Here is a 16,950-nt window from a genome sequence, read left to right as displayed (position 1 = left end):
AAAGCTATTTGCTTCTTATCGCTATTGCTAATAACTCGTTTGGCATCCGCGATGGATCTTCCTTTGTCGGTTTTTTACCCACTGCCTACTAAAATTCAGGGTAAAGCTTTCGCAGCCAAAGCCCTTTTTTTAGCCGATAATGGTGGGGTTTGGTTTCAGGATGTCAGAAATCAGCTACTTTTTTTTTGACGGTCAGAATATCTTACCTAAATCAGGTTCCGCACTTGAGTTTAGTGCAGAAGATATTGCGTTTATCGACAATGCGTTTTGGTCGTTTGTGGGGAACGAGATCTATCGGACCATTCCAGGTAAAAAACGAGAGTTGATGTTTGGCCTGACCCCCGGAACTGAAGTATTACAGATCGGGGTTTCCAATCGCTATATTTGGATCTCTGATGCCTCTAGTTTCTACACGTATCATGTCGACAACGCCGAGTTTACCTCTTATTCCTTGATAGAGTTATACCAATACAATCAAGCGGCAAAAATAAGCATTACTGACGCTATGCTGATTAATGATAAGTGGGTGTTGGCAACAAACGCAGGGGTATATTTGTCTGATGGCAGTCACTTTGAGCATATTCCTCGCTCTGGAACGGACTATGTAGAAACCCTCCATTTTTCTGATAAACGTCAAGAGTTGGTTTTAGGTACTCGTTTTGGGACAGTCCTAATCAATATCAATGAACCTGATTCCTCTATAAAACAGATTCCAAGCGGGCATGTTTTGAGTATAGAGGAAACGCAAGAAGCTTATTGGATAGGCACGGACTCTGGTTTACTCACTCATACTTTTACTACTGGTGAAAGTGTGTATTTCCCTGAGAGTCTCAAGCGTAATAGCATTTTGTTTGGTGAAAAGGTTTATTCGTTACTCAATGATCATCGAGGTGGGATGTGGATTGCCACTGAGCGGGGGATACACTATTTCTCTTTGTTCGCTCACCACTTCAAGCGTTTTCCTGATTTGATGCTTAGCCATGGTTCTGTTTCAGAAAAACTGATTCAACTGACCAACATGAAAAGCAGAAGTGGATTCTGGATGATCACGAGTGCCGGCGTTTATGCGCTAACCTTAGACCAAAATGCTTCTAGGAAACGCCTTTACAAAGGAAAAGTGAACGATGTGATTGAGCAGAATGGGGTACTTTGGCTCGCTACCGAGAACGGTATTGTCTCTGTTGATAGTGCATCTGGTGCAGTTATTTCTAGTCGTTTACCCAACCTTCTCAACAACTCTTCAGTGAAGTTGCTAGAACTGGATTCACAAGGGCGATTATGGGGAGCTAGTGATCTAAAGCTATGGCGTTATGACATCAAAAGTCGGCAGTTGATTCAGTACGGGTCTGAGTGGATACTAAATAAACACCTACCAACTCAGTTGACCCAGATGGCAGTGACAGAGAATGGAAGCCTAGTTCTTGGTACCGAGAATGGTTTATATGTTCTAGTTAATGGTCAGATTCATTATGTTGATGAAGCAGAGCATTTTGGTCGAGTCGTGAGCATCGAAGAAGTCAACAAAGGTGAAGTATGGGTTGCGAACACCTACGGTTTGTATCGATTAGATGTTGCCAGCTTACAACTTAACCCTCTAGACATGGTAGATGAGCATATTACTACCAAATGTCTGGTTAGAAATAATAATGGTATCTGGATGACGTCTTCTGCTGGGCTTACGCATTATGCGAGTAGTGGGGAAATTGAAGCACACTATAGTGAACCGTTGGGCCTAGAGAACAACGAATTTCTGTCTGGATTATGCACTACTGGGTCTGAGAGTAAAGACAATCTGCTATTTGGCTCTAGGAGAAGTTTGGTCAAGATTGATACGAAAACGTTGAGTGTTACCCCCCTCCTAAGCGACAAGTCGTATTCAGCCAGGTCGTTGCTAACCAGGAGCTATTCTCGCTTGGCGGAAGTGTACTAAGCGCGCCAAACGTAAAATATGGAGAGTCGATTGCTTTCCAATTTGGTGTACTCCCCCAAGTTAGTAATGTGTCACTTCAATATCGTTTTGGCCGCCAAGAAAACTGGCAAGACCTTGAAGGAATGAAGCTGACCGTAGAACATATTCTCCCCGGTGACTACACTCTGCAAGTTCGCGTCTCGACTAATGGTTTTGTTCAAGGCGACATTGAATCATTTCTCTTTACAGTGGAAGAGCCATGGTACATGGGGGTTTATGCGGTCATATCCTACATTGTTGCGGTTTCTTTCCTTATCGCAGTTATTGTTTATTGGCGATCACACATGATGGCGAAAACCAATAAAGAGTTGAAGTCTCTGGTTGCACTACAGACCAACCAATTACGTCATCAAAGTCGGATTTTACTGACCAACAACGACAAATTACGTAAGCAGCTGCAAATAAGACGTATTTTGTACCACCAGTCGCTGCAGTCTTTACGGGAAAAGCTTCAAGGTTATTCTTTGCAAGAAGAGGTTGAGCTTGATCAAGGACAGCAGCATTTCGTGCAATTTATGACTCATGAGCTGGATTTGTTGCTCAATGTTCGGGCTGCTAATGGTGACGCTTTGCCTGTTTATAACCTGTCGTTGGTCCTACGCTCGGCCTTGTATGGCTGGCAAGAGGAACTTAAAAAATCTGCTTTGTCTGTCGAAGTCAGACCTGCGCAAGATAAAGATATTTATGTCGCGCTCGAAGTGTTTAACCTTGATAGTGTGTTTAATCTATTGATTGATAATCTGATCAAACGCTCGTATCGGGGACAAGTTGCCTTAATGACTTGCCGTATCAGTAACGACAAAGTGCATTTTTCTATGATCGAACAAGGCAAAAGATTTGATGATCCATCAGTGAATGCTATTGAGCTGTGGAATGAACTGGAGTCTCTAGTCAATGAAAGCGGCGGCCGCTTTCATCGATACTGTTCTGATGATAACAACACTATCGAGTTTGTTTGGTCAGCGGGTAACGAGTTTAAAGAAAACTCAATGGTTAAACTCTCAGATATTGGGGTATCTAAAGACCCATGGATTGAGAAGCTTGAAGCCTTAGTCATGCAACACTATTCCAATCCAGAGTTTGGTACCGCGGCGGCAGCTAAGCAGATGTATTTATCAGAACGCAGTTTGCAGCGCCGATTTAAATCTGCCACACAACGTACATTTATGGATTATGTCACAGAGGTACGGTTAGACTATGCCTGTCGGCGCTTGCTGGCTGGTGAGAAAATATCCGATGTAGCCTTTGAATGTGGATTTAATGATCCCTCTTATTTCAGCCAACGATTCAAACATCGTTTTGGTGTGTCACCTTCCCAATTCATTGAAAACCAAGATAGTTGATGAGACTAAGCTGTCCAGTGAGCTTAAAAGGCACACTTGAAGCCTATGTACTGCAGAACCTGAGAACACACTGATTGACGTACTTTAAAAAAATATCGTGGTATAGCCGGGGTGACTATACCACGGGTGCCAATGACACCTTCGCTTGCTGCCGGAGTGATGCATGCTGCACCACCTCTGGAATTTCTTGTCTTTGAGGAGCTTTCCCTGTCGACGTTTTTAACTATAAAACTATCGACTTATTTTACTTATAAAATTAACGCCAAGGTTGTATGACAAAAACGACATCTTTTCTAAATTATTGATTTTAATTGATTATTTATTATTTATTACCAATGATGTCAAAATTAAATGATGACTAAATACTCGTTATCGATAACTTTTAACGGATTTGACGAGTTGTAAATGAACAAAAATAACGTTCCATAAATGTAATGTTTGATTTCAGACAAGATTTACAAAATTTACACGGGCTAAGATTCCAGATTATTAATAATAATATTTCTCATTTTTATCTTTAATTGGCCTGTCTATGAAACTTTCAGATTTAACTCAAGGGCAAAAAGCAACGATCACCGGTTTTTCAGAGCTTTCTAATGATGTCAGGAAAAAGCTCATGGTGATGGGGCTGCTTCCTCAGACTCCAGTCACTCTTATCCGTAAAGCCCCAATGGGTGATCCTCTTCAGGTTGAGGTTCGTGGTGTATCTCTCGCAGTTAGAACCAATATTGCGAATTCAATTCATGTGGAGGCCAACTGATGAAATACAAAATTCTGACCGTCGGTAATCCAAACAGTGGTAAAACAACACTTTTTAATGGCCTGACGGGAGCCAAACAGCAAGTTGGTAACTGGGCAGGTGTGACGGTTGAAAAGAAAACAGGTCGTTACAGTCATTCTGGTGATGATTTTATGCTCACCGACCTTCCTGGTATCTACGCATTAGATAGTGGTAACGATGGCAACAGCATTGATGAGTCGATCGCTTCACGTGCTGTACTAACGCACCCAGCGGATTTAATCATTAACGTTGTTGATGCGACGTGTCTTGAACGCAGTTTATATATGACGCTTCAGCTGCGAGAGCTTGGCAGACCGATGATGGTTGTGCTGAATAAAATGGATGCATTGAAGCGTGAACGACAAACTATCGATGTTAAAGCGTTAGAAAAAATGCTGGGCTGTCCGGTCTATGCGTTATCTGCAAACAACAAAAATCAGGTCCAACGCCTGAAAGAACGTCTACATAAAGCGGTGGTTCAAGGCGTTGCGCTGAATGAACTGAAGATTCGTTATGACGTAGAATTTGAGCGGGCGATAGACCAAATCCAACCTGTTTTTGCTAATCATTCTGAGGTATCCGCACGCGCTCTTTCTATTCGAGCTTTAGAGCAGGATCTGTTGGTCTTAAACAATCTCTCGTCTGAGGAAAGGGATAACATTGCAAAGGTTCAGAACAACATAGACCTAGATATCGATCTTACGGTTGCCGATACCAAATATACCTTCCTCCATGAACAGTGCAAAAAAGTGCGCCGGACTGAAGGCAAGCTTAGTCATAGCTTTACGGAAAAGGTGGATAACGTCATTCTCAATAAGTGGGTTGGTGTTCCATTTTTCTTTGTCGTTATGTACCTAATGTTTATGTTCTCTATCAATATCGGCAGTGCATTTATCGACTTCTTTGATATTGGTGTCGGCGCTTTGCTAGTTGATGGCGGACACTACTTGTTAGATGACCATTTGCCTGTCTGGCTGGTGACATTGATTGCGGATGGCGTAGGTGGCGGTATCCAGACTGTCGCCACGTTTATTCCGGTGATTGCTTGCTTGTATCTTTTTTTAGCAATCCTGGAAAGCTCAGGCTATATGTCTCGTGCTGCTTTTGTTCTCGATAAAGTGATGCAGAAGATTGGTTTACCGGGTAAAGCCTTCGTCCCGTTAGTTCTTGGCTTCGGCTGTAACGTACCAGCCATCATGGCAACACGAACGTTAGATCAGGAACGTGAACGCAAACTTGCTGCTTCAATGGCGCCGTTCATGTCTTGTGGTGCTCGTCTTCCTGTATATGCATTGTTTGCTGCCGCGTTTTTCCCTGAAAGTGGCCAGAATATCGTATTTGCTCTTTACCTACTGGGGATTGCTGCGGCTGTATTCACTGGGTTGGTGCTAAAGCATACGCTTTATCCGGGCTCAAGCGACAGCTTAATCATGGAAATGCCTGATTACGAATTACCAACGATACAGAATGTACTGATAAAAACGTGGCAAAAACTGAAACGCTTTGTGCTTGGGGCAGGTAAAACTATCGTTGTTGTTGTGACGATTCTTAGTTTCCTCAACTCTGTAGGTACTGATGGGTCATTTGGCAATGAAGACAGCGAGAATTCAGTACTGTCCAAAGTTTCTCAGGTGGTGACGCCTGTATTTGAACCGATTGGCGTTCATGAAGATAACTGGCCAGCGACAGTGGGTATTATCACAGGCATTTTTGCCAAAGAAGCGGTAGTGGGAACTTTGAACAACCTTTACGCACCAAGTGAAGGAGAAGAAGGTGAGTTCAATCTCATGGCGAGTTTGGAAGAGGCGGTCATGTCTATACCGGAAAACTTAGCTGGATTGAGTTATTCCGATCCGTTGGGTATTGAAGTGGGTGATTTGACCGACAGTTCTACTGTGGCAGAAGAGCAGGAAGTCGACGCTTCTATTTTTGGTAACCTGAACCAGTATTTCGTCTCGGGCCATGCCGCGTTTGCTTACTTGATTTTCATCTTGTTGTACACACCGTGTGTCGCGGCTATGGGCGCATATGTCCGTGAATTTGGTCAGAAATTCGCGCGCTTTATTGCTGTATGGACGATGGGTCTTGCTTACGGCGGTGCAGTGCTTTACTACCAGACGATGCATTTCACAGACCACCCAATCTACAGTGCAGCCTGGATAGCCGGAGTCATTTTGGTTTCCTTTGCGACTTATCGCGCGTTGAAAGCGGCGGGGCTGAAGCAGATGCATTATGGTGAGGCACAAACAGCATGATCTTACAGGAGTTGAAACGGCACATCGAACAGCAGGGTTGCGTTAGCCAGAAAGAACTCGCGAAGAAATTTTCAATGAGTGAAGACGGTGTCGATGCCATGCTGGCGGTATGGATCAAAAAAGGGAAGATATCTCGCTTAGTCGATACCAATAAAGCTCAGAAAGTGACCCGGGTCAGATACTCCGCGAATAGTGCTGATGAGTTATCTCTCACGGTGACCATGTAAAGAAAATGCCGCTAGTAACAGCGGCATTTTTTATGCTTTTTTAAACAAGCTACTTAGTGATAAGACATTCTGGATCTTACTGAGTATCGCTTGTTGTTCCTCTTCAGAACGAAAATCCCCTTGAGTATTTCCCCATACGGGCCCCGGCCAAGCAACGTCATCCTTAAAACGAGCGATGTGATGGACATGAAGTTGCGGGACCATATTACCAAGCGCACCTAAGTTGAGTTTATCTGGGCGAAACGTTGCTTCTAATGCTTGGCTTACTGCTTGTGATTCGAGTAAGAACTGTTGTTGCTCTTGCATTGGTAAGTGATGCAGTTCTTTGAGGTTGTCCCGCTTAGGAACAAGAATGACCCAAGGAACAGCGTTGTCCTTGTGGAGCAGAGCAATAGTCAAAGGAAAGTGACCGATGACGCTAGTATCCTTTACCAGTTGTGGGTGGAGTTCAAAACTCATGATTCATTCCTATTAGTATTTTTAGCCAGTATACGCCAGAAAAAACAAAAGGTTGATGCTTTCACATCAACCTTTATTTTCTATCGCTAAAGCCCTAGCTTACATACGTTCTAGCGTATCAATACCTAGCAGAGAAAGACCTTGCTTAATTGTCTTCGCCGTCAGTGCTGCCAGCTTCAGACGACTCTGTTTAACAGACTCATCTTCTGTGTTCAGAATTGGGCATGCTTCATAGAAGCTTGAGAATTGGCCAGCAAGTTCGAATAAGTAACTACACATGATATGCGGTTGACCTTCACGAGCAACAGACTGCACGGCTTCTTCAAATTGAAGTAGCTTGGCGATAAGAGATTTCTCTTTCTCTTCGGTGATCTGAATGTTACCAGCTAGCTCATCCATAGAGATGCCTGCTTTGGCAAAGATAGATGCAACGCGCGTGTATGCGTATTGCATGTAGGGCGCTGTGTTACCTTCAAATGCTAACATGTTGTCCCAGTCAAACACGTAGTCAGTTGTACGGTGTTTAGACAGGTCTGCGTACTTAACAGCAGCCATTGCTACGGTGTTCGCGATGTTTTGCTTTTCAGCCGTTTCTAAGTCTGGGTTCTTAGACTCGATAAGTTTGATTGCACGCTCTTCTGCTTCATCTAGTAGGTCCGCCAAACGAACTGTGCCACCTGCACGCGTCTTAAATGGACGGCCATCTTTACCTAGCATCATACCGAAAGCGTGGTGCTCAAGAGTTACCTCTTCTGGCACATAGCCTGCTTTACGAACGATTGTCCATGCTTGCATGAGGTGTTGATGCTGGCGTGAGTCTATAAAGTACAATACGCGGTCTGCACCTAGCGTTTCGTAGCGGTATTTCGCACAAGCGATATCGGTAGTGGTGTACAAGAAGCCGCCGTCACGCTTCTGGATGATCACACCCATAGGCTCGCCGTCTTTGTTTTTGTACTCTTCAAGGAATACAACTTGTGCACCGTCATCTTCTTGTGCAAGACCTTGCTCTTTCAGGTCTGCCACAATGCCAGGAAGCATGTCGTTGTACATACTCTCACCCATTACGTTTTCGCGAGTTAGAGAGACATTAAGACGATCATAGTTGCGCTGGTTTTGGATCATGGTGACATCCACCAGTTTCTTCCACATCTCTGCGCAGTATTCATCACCACCTTGCAGTTTAACCACGTAGTTACGCGCCTTTACTGCAAACTCTTCATCTTCGTCGTAAAGCTTTTTCGACTCGCGGTAGAAGGCTTCAAGGTCAGCCAGCTCCATTGAAACTTCACCAGACTCTTGCTGTACACGTTCTAGGTTGGCGATAAGCATACCGAACTGAGTGCCCCAGTCACCGATGTGGTTGGCACGGATAACTTTATGACCAAGGAATTCGAGAGTGCGAACCACAGCATCACCGATGATTGTTGAACGCAGGTGACCAACGTGCATTTCTTTAGCAACGTTTGGCGCTGAATAGTCAGCAACGATCGTTTTTTGCGCTTCAGCAGCAACACCAAGGCGAGAGTCAGATAGTGCGGACTCAGCCTGTTTAGCGAGGAATTCTTCGCTCAGGAAGATGTTGATAAAACCAGGGCCTGCAATTTCAGTTTTGCTTGCAATACCGTCAAGGTCTAGAACATCCAATACTTTTTGAGCAAATTCGCGTGGGTTTGTGCCGAGTTTCTTAGCAACGCCCATCACACCGTTTGCTTGGTAATCACCAAACTGTGGCTTTGCTGATTGACGAACGGCTGCAGGGCTGCCTGCAGGTGCGCCAGCGGCTTCAAGAGCCTGAGATACTTTGTCGTTAATAAGTGCTTGGATATTCACACGCGCTTCCTTCAATTCTTGGGAATTGGTTGGATATGCATTGAGTTATTCAGCTTCGTCAGACGCTATTACTGAATAATATCCACTCTGGTGGAGTGAATGCATATCTCTATAGAGTTCATAATTTGGCGCATATAATACCAACTTTATTGCTTTTCTTATAGGGAGTGTTCTGGGAAATTTTCTACTTTTCCTTAGGTTCTTGCTAGTATTGCGGAAAAATCAACGTTTTGGATAGATGAAAATGTCTCAAAGACTACTGGATGCTGAATTGATGCCTTCACAAATGAAAGGCAAGATTGAAGATTTTATGCATAAAATTCAAGGTTTAAGCGAGAAACTGCATATTAATTTACGTCCTTTTCAGGCGGATCATATTGCATTACGTATCAATGACTTGGAATTGGCAAAACTGGCTCATCAAGAATGGTTAAAAGAAGGCTGTGAAATATCAAATGCGGTGATAAATGGTCGTCCGATCATTGTGATTGAATTCACTGAGCCATTGAAGGCATTAAATTGGTCCATAGAGTGCTTAGAACTGCCTTATCCAGCCGAGGGGAAAAGCTATCCGCAGCAGTCATGGGAGCATGTCGAGTTTGTTGTTCCTTCGCAAGCTGAAACAGCAGAGGAATTTTTGCAGGGCATCAAGCAACAACAGCCAGAACTTGCCAAGCACTGGAATCAGCTGGGAGAGCAGGGAATTAAGGTAAAATTATCAAGTCCGAAGGGAGAGGGCGAGCGTCTCAACAATCCAACAGTGGCATTTAAGCACGATGGCGTTTGTATCAAGCTTCACCCACATTCATTGAAAAAGATTGTCGAGTCGGAGCTATCAGCCTAAATCGATGTCCTTTGGTCTCAATTGAAATTCTTCAATTGAGCCAATTTCCAAACCTAATTGGAGCGGAGCGGACTCATGATGCGCGTTTCCTTGAGTATGCATAATCAGGCGGTTCGCTGTTCTTGGCTTAAGCTCATTGACCACAAAGCGAATCATATCAGCGCGTGTTAAGGTTTTGAGTTCCTCTAATACCCTCTCTTTCTGATTGAATTGGTGATCTTTATTGCCGATGGCAACCCATAGGCGTTGAGCTCGACTCCTTAAGGTTGTATCTGGCGTGGCTATCTGATTCCATAGTCCTTTCTTACTGCTGTGCCATTGGTACTCGTTGAGCTCAAGAAGCACCATGTAGAACGCATTGAGAAACTCATCAATAGAGCTAATCAAATCGATAGGGGCGGCATTGGGAGACTGGACATAGAGCACAATACCCGGATGACGATTGAGTGGTAAGTTCCCTGTTCCTACCATATAACCCAGTTGTTGTTTGGTTCTTATTTCATGAAAGAAAGTGGCAGACATCAGGTGGTTGGCGAGTGAATAGAGTGCAATATGTCGGGGTTCTATGTCATCACATTGGTAATAAACCACAATGGCAGAATCGTCTTGGTTGCACTCCACCGAACGTTGAAAAGAACCATTTTCGCCAAGCATAATTAGAGGGCGAAGCGCTTCTTCATATTGTTGATTGTGCACTCGGAGTGCATCTTTAAGAGTTGTCCCTAACTGAATGGCGTCGGTGCGGTTCCAATCTCCATAAACAAACATCTCGACATGCAATTCAGCCAAAATGTCCTGAACGAAGTCCGCTAACTCTTCGACATGAATGTTTTCAAGCGCCTCCAGCAATTCCACGTAAGGTGGGTTATTGGGTTGCAACAGCCCGGTCATTGCGTTGAACAGCTGCGAAATAGGCTTGTCTTGTGCGGCGTTACGCCAGTTCCTGATTAGCTGAGTTTTGATGGTCTCAAAGCGTTTGGCACTGAATTCCCTTTTAGCAAAGCGATTGAGGATCATTTTCATCAACTCAGGCTGCTTCTTGCTGAAACCTGACAGTGTTAACGTTACGCCACCTTGATGGGCATACATGTTGTAGCCCATACCGGCAATTTCCGCCTGATAGGTCTCTTTAGCCAGCGAATCGAGGAACATTTCTACACACAAGCGTGTTTTGACAATGTTTTTCGGATTAGCGACCGCATGCGGGCTATCAATCGCCACATAGATGACTCCTTTAGGGACGCGGAATTCATGGTCTTGTAGGTGCCACAATTTGAAGCCTGGAAGATCTTCAATGACTTCAGGGATGTCAGACTGAGAATCGATGGGTTGCGGATCTAAGTCATAACAAATAAATGGGTTCTTTGGTGGAAGGCAAAAGCTCAATTCGCTTGTGGCTTTGTAGTAAGCTAGCTTCTCTGAGTTAAATGGAGTGACAGAGTAGGGGGAAGCGTACCATTGAGCTTGCTTGTCATACTTGAAGCCCTGCGCGAGTAGAGTAATACGAAGGTTCTCTGGCGTTAAATATTGGAGTAGGTCTTTGAGCAGAGGTTCGTCATACTCATTCATCATAAAGTCGCCGTAGATCGTATCGTCTGGCGAATAATGCTGCATGTTGACCACTAAATGACTCACTAGGTCGAGTGGTCTGGTAGGTTCTTGAAAGCGGAAAGCAGATTCCAATACTGCCTGCTTTTCAAGATAGCGCCACTCATCAAAGCCCTCATGGCTCAGGAGAGAGATGTAGCTAAATATGGCTTGAACTATCTCGTCTACGTGATCGACGCCATTAGACGTTAGCGCACAGCTAACAGTAAACTCTCGATAGTTACTTCCGCTTGTTCCGCCTCCGGCAGAAAGGGAAGTTATCCATCCGGCGTCCTTTAAGGCAAGCATTAGACTGCCGTCTCCCTCATACCCCAGAAGATGAGCAAAGTATGACAGTGGTTTTTGACGGTAATATTGGTCCATACAAGGCATGGGGAAAGTCAAAATCAGTTTTCTAATTTCTTTTACAGGTTCAACATTAACCAAAATACGGGTGGAATGCTCATCGACATACGGGACATCAATCGTCTTACCCGCCAAATTGTGTGTAGGAATTGCGGAAAACTTTTCGATGATCCAGCTCTCGATCTCATCTAGCGGCTGGGGACCCATTGCGGTTAGTGTCATTAAGTCAGCAGAATAGTGCTGCTCATAAAATTGAACGATGTCATCTCGAATTGACTGACCATCGCGGTCCGCGAGAGTTTCTAGATTTCCTACAGAGAATTTAGCAAAAGGATGAGCCGGATTAACCAGCTCTTTATGGACCTGATACAGCCTTCTAGAGTCATCTTTAAGTTTGAGCTTATATTCAGATTCGACCGCTTGGCGTTCCTTATCTAGAGCTTCATGGTTAAAAAGTGGAGCGGTAAAAAATTGACTGAATCTCTCAAGGCTGTCATCAAATGCAGAGGGTGCGATGTCAAAAAAGAAGCAAGTGTGCTCTGTTCCGGTCCATGCGTTATTGCTGCCACCATGCTGGTTAATGTAGCTTTGAAACTCACCTACTTTAGGGTACTTTTCGGTTCCTAGAAACAGCATGTGTTCCAAATAATGCGCGAGTCCCTGCCGCTCAATAGGATCGTCAAAATGACCGACATTGACAGCTAAGGCCGCCGCTGATTTTTGTGCATCGCTATCGTGGATAGCCAACACTCTAAGCCCGTTTTCCAACGTGAAGTAGCGATATTGGCTGGTATCATTGGGGCTTATGTGCACAAGAGATTCTCCGCTAAAGGTGCTTAGGTATTAGTATGTACGTGATGTCGATGAGTGCCAACAATCTGTGTAACAAATAGAAGCTACGCAAATAATTGGTTCGTACATCAAGATTGTTAAGAAAGTCGAAGTCTTTAGCAAGGCACTTGATATAATTATTTTTTAAACGGGCTCTAAAAGTCCTCGTATATAACAATAACAATCGTAATGACTAGAAAGTCGCAGAGTTAGGAAGAAGCCATGAAAATATTCATCATGCGTCATGGAGAAGCTGAGCATTATGCAGCCTCTGATGCAGAACGAGCGTTGACAGAGAAAGGACGTAGCGCTTCTACAACAGTGGCTAGGACATGTGTAGAGCAAGGTTACGTTCAGTTTGATATGGTGCTTGTTAGCCCGTATTTACGTGCACAACAAACTTGGCAAGAAGTCTCGCGTAGCTTTAGCGCCAAACAGATTCAAACATGCGAAGACATAACGCCTTATGGTGAATCTAGCCATGTCGCTGATTACGTTGCTGCTATCGCTGAGGTGCAAGGACTGGATTCTATTTTGTTGGTCTCTCATTTGCCGTTGGTTGGTTACCTAACCGCTGAGTTTGTGCCCGATATGGCACCTCCGATGTTTCCTACGTCAGGTATCGCTTGTATTGAATATGACTTAGCAAAACGACGTGGTAAATTGATCTTCAATATCCAGCCCTAGCCAGTACGTCAGCTGTTTTACGAGGTAAGCGCAATCAACCAGTTTGCGCTCTCTCCGAACTTGTGCCGTTAGCCATAAAATTGACAGGACTTTTGGACTGGAATTTGCATATAAGCACAAGTCCTTCAATTTTGGTTAAGTTATAGATTTCTTTTTATGAAATTTACATTGCCGTTCGCGGATAAGTTACCTTCCATTCCTCAAAGAGCGATGCCAGCGATAGGGGCGCCTATCATGGTACTGGCGACGCTGGCGATGGTGGTATTGCCAATACCCCCTTTTCTGCTCGACTTATTTTTCACTTTCAATATCGCATTGGCGATGGTCGTGCTTCTTGTCACTGTATACACACGCAGGCCTTTGGATTTTGCAGCTTTTCCGACGGTACTCCTTATTGCTACTTTGTTACGTCTAGCGCTAAACGTGGCATCGACCCGAGTTGTACTCCTTTATGGTCATGAAGGCACAGGCGCTGCAGGTAGCGTGATTGAAGCTTTTGGTAGCGTTGTGATCGGTGGTAATTACGCTGTTGGTTTGGTGGTATTTCTCATCCTGATGATCATCAACTTCATGGTTGTAACCAAAGGTGCAGGTCGAATTTCTGAGGTGAGTGCACGATTTACCTTGGATGCATTGCCCGGTAAACAGATGGCAATCGATGCTGATTTAAATGCGGGGTTGATTGACCAAGAACAAGCAAGAACTCGTCGTCAAGAAGTCACCAAAGAAGCGGATTTTTATGGTTCGATGGATGGTGCGTCAAAATTTGTTAAAGGTGATGCGATTGCCGGAATTTTGATTCTTTTCATTAACATCATCGGTGGTTTATCGATTGGTATGGCTCAATATGGTCTTGCTTTTGGGGAAGCGATTCAGATCTATACCTTACTGACTATTGGTGACGGTCTGGTGGCGCAAATCCCATCGCTATTACTTTCTATTGGTGCTGCGATCATGGTGACTCGTCAGAACACTGACGAGGACATGGGTCAGCAGGTTGTCTTTCAAATGTTTGACAACCCAAAAGCGTTGATGATCACCGCTGGCATATTGGGGGTAATGGGCGTTGTTCCTGGTATGCCACATTTTGCATTCTTACTGCTTGCAATACTGGCTGGTGGTGGCGCGTACTGGATTTATCGTAAGCAGAAAAAAAGAGGCTGAACAGGCGAAATTGCCTGCGACAACAGAGCAAGAAGTACCAACTTCAAAAGAGTTGTCATGGGATGATGTTCAACCTGTTGACATTATTGGTTTGGAAGTCGGTTATCGTCTGATCCCTCTCGTTGACAAAGATCAGGGTGGGGAACTGTTAGAACGCGTTAAAGGTGTGCGTAAAAAATTGTCGCAAGATTTTGGTTTTCTTGTGCCTGCAGTCCATATTCGAGACAACTTAGAACTAACGCCAAATAGCTATCGGATCACGCTCATGGGCGTGGCTGTAGGGGAAGCAGAGATCCGTCCCGATATGGAGCTAGCGATTAACCCGGGACAGGTGTACGGGATGGTGGAAGGTGAGCCAACCATTGATCCTGCTTTTGGCCTTGAGGCTGTGTGGATAAAAGGTGAACAGCGAGAGCATGCGCAAGCGCTTGGTTACACTGTCGTGGATTCATCTACCGTTCTCGCTACTCACTTAAGCCAACTGTTAACGAACAATGCTTCTAATCTGATTGGCCATGAAGAAGTGCAAAACTTGTTGGAGATGCTTAGTCGAAGTGCGCCGAAATTGGTGGAGAACTTTGTGCCAGATCAGCTGCAGCTGGGTGTGGTTGTTAAGGTCTTGCAGAACCTACTGAACGAAGCAGTACCAATTCGAGACATTCGCACCATTGTCCAAACATTGGCTGAATATTCGAGCAAGAGTCAAGAACCTGACATCCTAACCGCGGCCGTTCGAATATCATTGAAACGATTAATTGTTCAGGAAATCAATGGAATAGAGCCAGAGCTGCCTGTTATAACCTTGATACCCGAATTGGAACAAATATTGCATCAAACAATGCAAGCATCTGGGGGAGAATCTGCAGGTATTGAACCAGGCTTGGCAGAGCGACTACAATCTTCTTTAACTCAGGCAACACAAGAGCAGGAGTTGAAAGGGGAACCAGCCGTTCTTCTGACCTCTGGGGTATTGCGTTCGACATTGGCTAAGTTCGTGAAGAATACAATTCCATCGCTGCGAGTGCTTTCTTATCAGGAAATCCCAGACGAGAAACAAATACGTATTGTTCAAGCTGTTGGTAACTAGCATTGATGCGTTAATAGACGGATATCTAATTTGAAGATTAAACGATTTTTTGCCAAAGACATGCGTACCGCACTACTCCAAGTGAAAGGAGAGTTGGGCGATGATGCTGTGATCATGTCTAATAAAAAAGTCGCAGGTGGTGTTGAAATTGTTGCGGCGATAGACAATGAGACGGCTGCCGCGCGTTCCAGTGCTAACTATAACTCCCAGCCTCGCTACAATAATTCACAAGCCGCAGCGACAATGCAGAGTGCGTCTACACCAAAGCAACGCCAACTAGATGAAGACCGCGTGAGTTTGCAGACTAAGGCAGATTCTGGTCGCTCTATGACGAAGCGTTTTGCCAATATGCTCAAGCAATATAGTAATGGAGCTGAGGAGGCGGACGGTAGAGAAGCGGAAAATGTGGATTCATTGTCTGCATTGTTGAAAAGACAATCTGCCGCTCGTAATGGCAACAATGGTGTTCAATTAAAAGAAGACTCCCCATTAGCTCGTTTGATTGCCGAAGATAAAAGTGCCGAGCGTCCTGCTCCACGCCTTGACCCCACTCGTTACGAGCGTCATCGTGCCGAAGAACAAAATGTGCGCAGTGAAGATCTTGAAGATATGCGTGAAGAAATGACATCAATTCGTCGTTTGCTGGAACACCAAGTCTCAGGGTTAATGTGGCAGGAAGTTGAACGACGAGAGCCGCTGCGTGCTATGTTGATTAAACGTCTTGAGCGAATGGGAGTTTCGGCCGAACTTGCGGATCAGTTGGCTTGCTATATCCCTGAAGATACCCCTCCGACAAAAGCTTGGAAAGCATTACTGGGTTTGGTTTCCGATCAGATCCCTATTTCTAAACAAGACATACTAAAACGTGGCGGAGTCGTGGCGTTACTTGGACCGACGGGTGTTGGTAAAACGACCACTGTCGCTAAGCTTGCCGCTCGGGCTGCAATGGAGTTTGGTTCAGATAACGTCGCTTTGGTGACAACCGATACCTATCGTATCGGCGCCCATGAGCAGTTAGCAATTTATGGACGTATTATGGGATGCGCTGTAAAAGTTGCTAAAGATTCCAAAGAGTTAGCCGATGTAATATACCAATTGAGAAATCGTCGCCTAATTCTAGTAGATACAGCAGGTATGGGACAACGAGACGTACGTCTGTCAGAGCAGCTGGATACTCTAATGCACGAAAGCGGGGAGATTATTCACAGCTACCTCGTTTTACCAGCCACCGCGCAGCGAAAAGTACTGCAGGAGACGATAGACCATTTTAAAAGGATCCCACTATCAGGCTGTATCCTTACCAAACTAGATGAGTCGTTAAGTCTTGGAGAGTTTGTCAGTGTCGTTGTACAAAACTCATTACCCGTTGCTTACATTGCCAACGGGCAACGAGTTCCGGAAGACATAGTGATAGCGCAGCCTAAGTATATGGTTGCCAAGGCAAATGAATTGTTAGAGAAGTCGACAGATGACGAACCTCACTACTGGAATAGTGAATCAGAAGGGTTCTAGGCGGC

Annotated in this window: 9 protein-coding genes and 2 pseudogenes; 8 read left to right on the top strand and 3 right to left on the bottom strand. The window is 44.7% G+C overall.

From position 1 onward, the window contains the following. Positions 1-51: 51 nt before the first annotated feature. From KW548_14225 to KW548_14210, 4 genes and pseudogenes are all read left to right on the top strand, one after another. A pseudogene (locus KW548_14225) lies at positions 52-3,312 on the top strand (helix-turn-helix domain-containing protein). A gap of 532 nt (positions 3,313-3,844) precedes the next feature. Next, positions 3,845-4,072, top strand: coding sequence for a ferrous iron transport protein A (locus tag KW548_14220; GenBank protein QXX06239.1), 228 nt, complete (start codon positions 3,845-3,847; stop codon positions 4,070-4,072). Beyond that, positions 4,072-6,348, top strand: a complete 2,277-nt coding sequence (gene feoB / locus KW548_14215) for a Fe(2+) transporter permease subunit FeoB (protein QXX06238.1) — start codon at positions 4,072-4,074, stop codon at positions 6,346-6,348. The genes KW548_14220 and feoB overlap by 1 nt, the downstream gene beginning before the upstream one ends. Beyond that, positions 6,345-6,575, top strand: a complete 231-nt coding sequence (locus KW548_14210) for a FeoC-like transcriptional regulator (protein QXX06237.1) — start codon at positions 6,345-6,347, stop codon at positions 6,573-6,575. The genes feoB and KW548_14210 overlap by 4 nt, the downstream gene beginning before the upstream one ends. Positions 6,576-6,605: 30 nt before the next feature. On the opposite strand, the gene KW548_14205 is transcribed toward KW548_14210, so the two are convergent. Continuing rightward, positions 6,606-7,034 carry an HIT domain-containing protein gene (locus tag KW548_14205; protein QXX06236.1) on the bottom strand — a complete coding sequence of 143 codons (429 nt, stop codon included), beginning with the start codon at positions 7,032-7,034 and terminating at the stop codon, positions 6,606-6,608. A 99-nt stretch (positions 7,035-7,133) separates the two neighbouring features. Then, positions 7,134-8,867, bottom strand: a complete 1,734-nt coding sequence (argS, locus tag KW548_14200) for an arginine--tRNA ligase (protein QXX06235.1) — start codon at positions 8,865-8,867, stop codon at positions 7,134-7,136. Between the two features lie 244 nt (positions 8,868-9,111). Here argS and KW548_14195 point away from each other — a divergent pair, with 244 nt between their 5' ends. Continuing rightward, positions 9,112-9,711 (top strand): VOC family protein, encoded by a 600-nt coding sequence (locus KW548_14195; protein ID QXX08080.1) that lies wholly within the window; start codon positions 9,112-9,114, stop codon positions 9,709-9,711. On the opposite strand, the gene KW548_14190 is transcribed toward KW548_14195, so the two are convergent. Next, complete coding sequence (locus KW548_14190) at positions 9,703-12,477, bottom strand: insulinase family protein (protein ID QXX06234.1); 2,775 nt, start codon at positions 12,475-12,477, stop codon at positions 9,703-9,705. The genes KW548_14195 and KW548_14190 overlap by 9 nt on opposite strands. 240 nt (positions 12,478-12,717) lie before the next feature. Between KW548_14190 and sixA the strand changes: the two genes are divergently transcribed. The 3 genes and pseudogenes from sixA to flhF all read left to right on the top strand — a co-directional run bounded on the left by sixA (position 12,718) and on the right by flhF (position 16,945). Beyond that, positions 12,718-13,182 (top strand): phosphohistidine phosphatase SixA, encoded by a 465-nt coding sequence (gene sixA / locus KW548_14185; GenBank protein QXX06233.1) that lies wholly within the window; start codon positions 12,718-12,720, stop codon positions 13,180-13,182. A gap of 156 nt (positions 13,183-13,338) precedes the next feature. Next, positions 13,339-15,433 (top strand): annotated as a pseudogene (flhA, locus tag KW548_14180) (flagellar biosynthesis protein FlhA). Between the two features lie 30 nt (positions 15,434-15,463). Continuing rightward, entirely contained in the window at positions 15,464-16,945 is a 1,482-nt protein-coding gene (gene flhF, locus KW548_14175; protein ID QXX06232.1) for a flagellar biosynthesis protein FlhF, read from the top strand. Positions 16,946-16,950: the final 5 nt, after the last annotated feature.

It is taken from the genome of Vibrio neptunius, from assembly GCA_019339365.1.
GTDB classification, from domain to species: domain Bacteria; phylum Pseudomonadota; class Gammaproteobacteria; order Enterobacterales; family Vibrionaceae; genus Vibrio; species Vibrio neptunius.
Note: the sequence above shows the minus strand (reverse complement) of the source record. Positions and strands in the feature narration are given on the sequence as shown.

Excerpts from the sequence above, each read along its gene's own strand:
- KW548_14220 (QXX06239.1), top strand. The coding sequence starts at position 3,845 with ATGAAACTTTCAGATTTAACTCAAGGGCAAAAAGCAACGATCACCGGT.
- feoB (QXX06238.1), top strand. The coding sequence starts at position 4,072 with ATGAAATACAAAATTCTGACCGTCGGTAATCCAAACAGTGGTAAAACA.
- KW548_14210 (QXX06237.1), top strand. The coding sequence starts at position 6,345 with ATGATCTTACAGGAGTTGAAACGGCACATCGAACAGCAGGGTTGCGTT.
- KW548_14205 (QXX06236.1), bottom strand. The coding sequence starts at position 7,034 with ATGAGTTTTGAACTCCACCCACAACTGGTAAAGGATACTAGCGTCATC.
- KW548_14195 (QXX08080.1), top strand. The coding sequence starts at position 9,112 with ATGTCTCAAAGACTACTGGATGCTGAATTGATGCCTTCACAAATGAAA.
- sixA (QXX06233.1), top strand. The coding sequence starts at position 12,718 with ATGAAAATATTCATCATGCGTCATGGAGAAGCTGAGCATTATGCAGCC.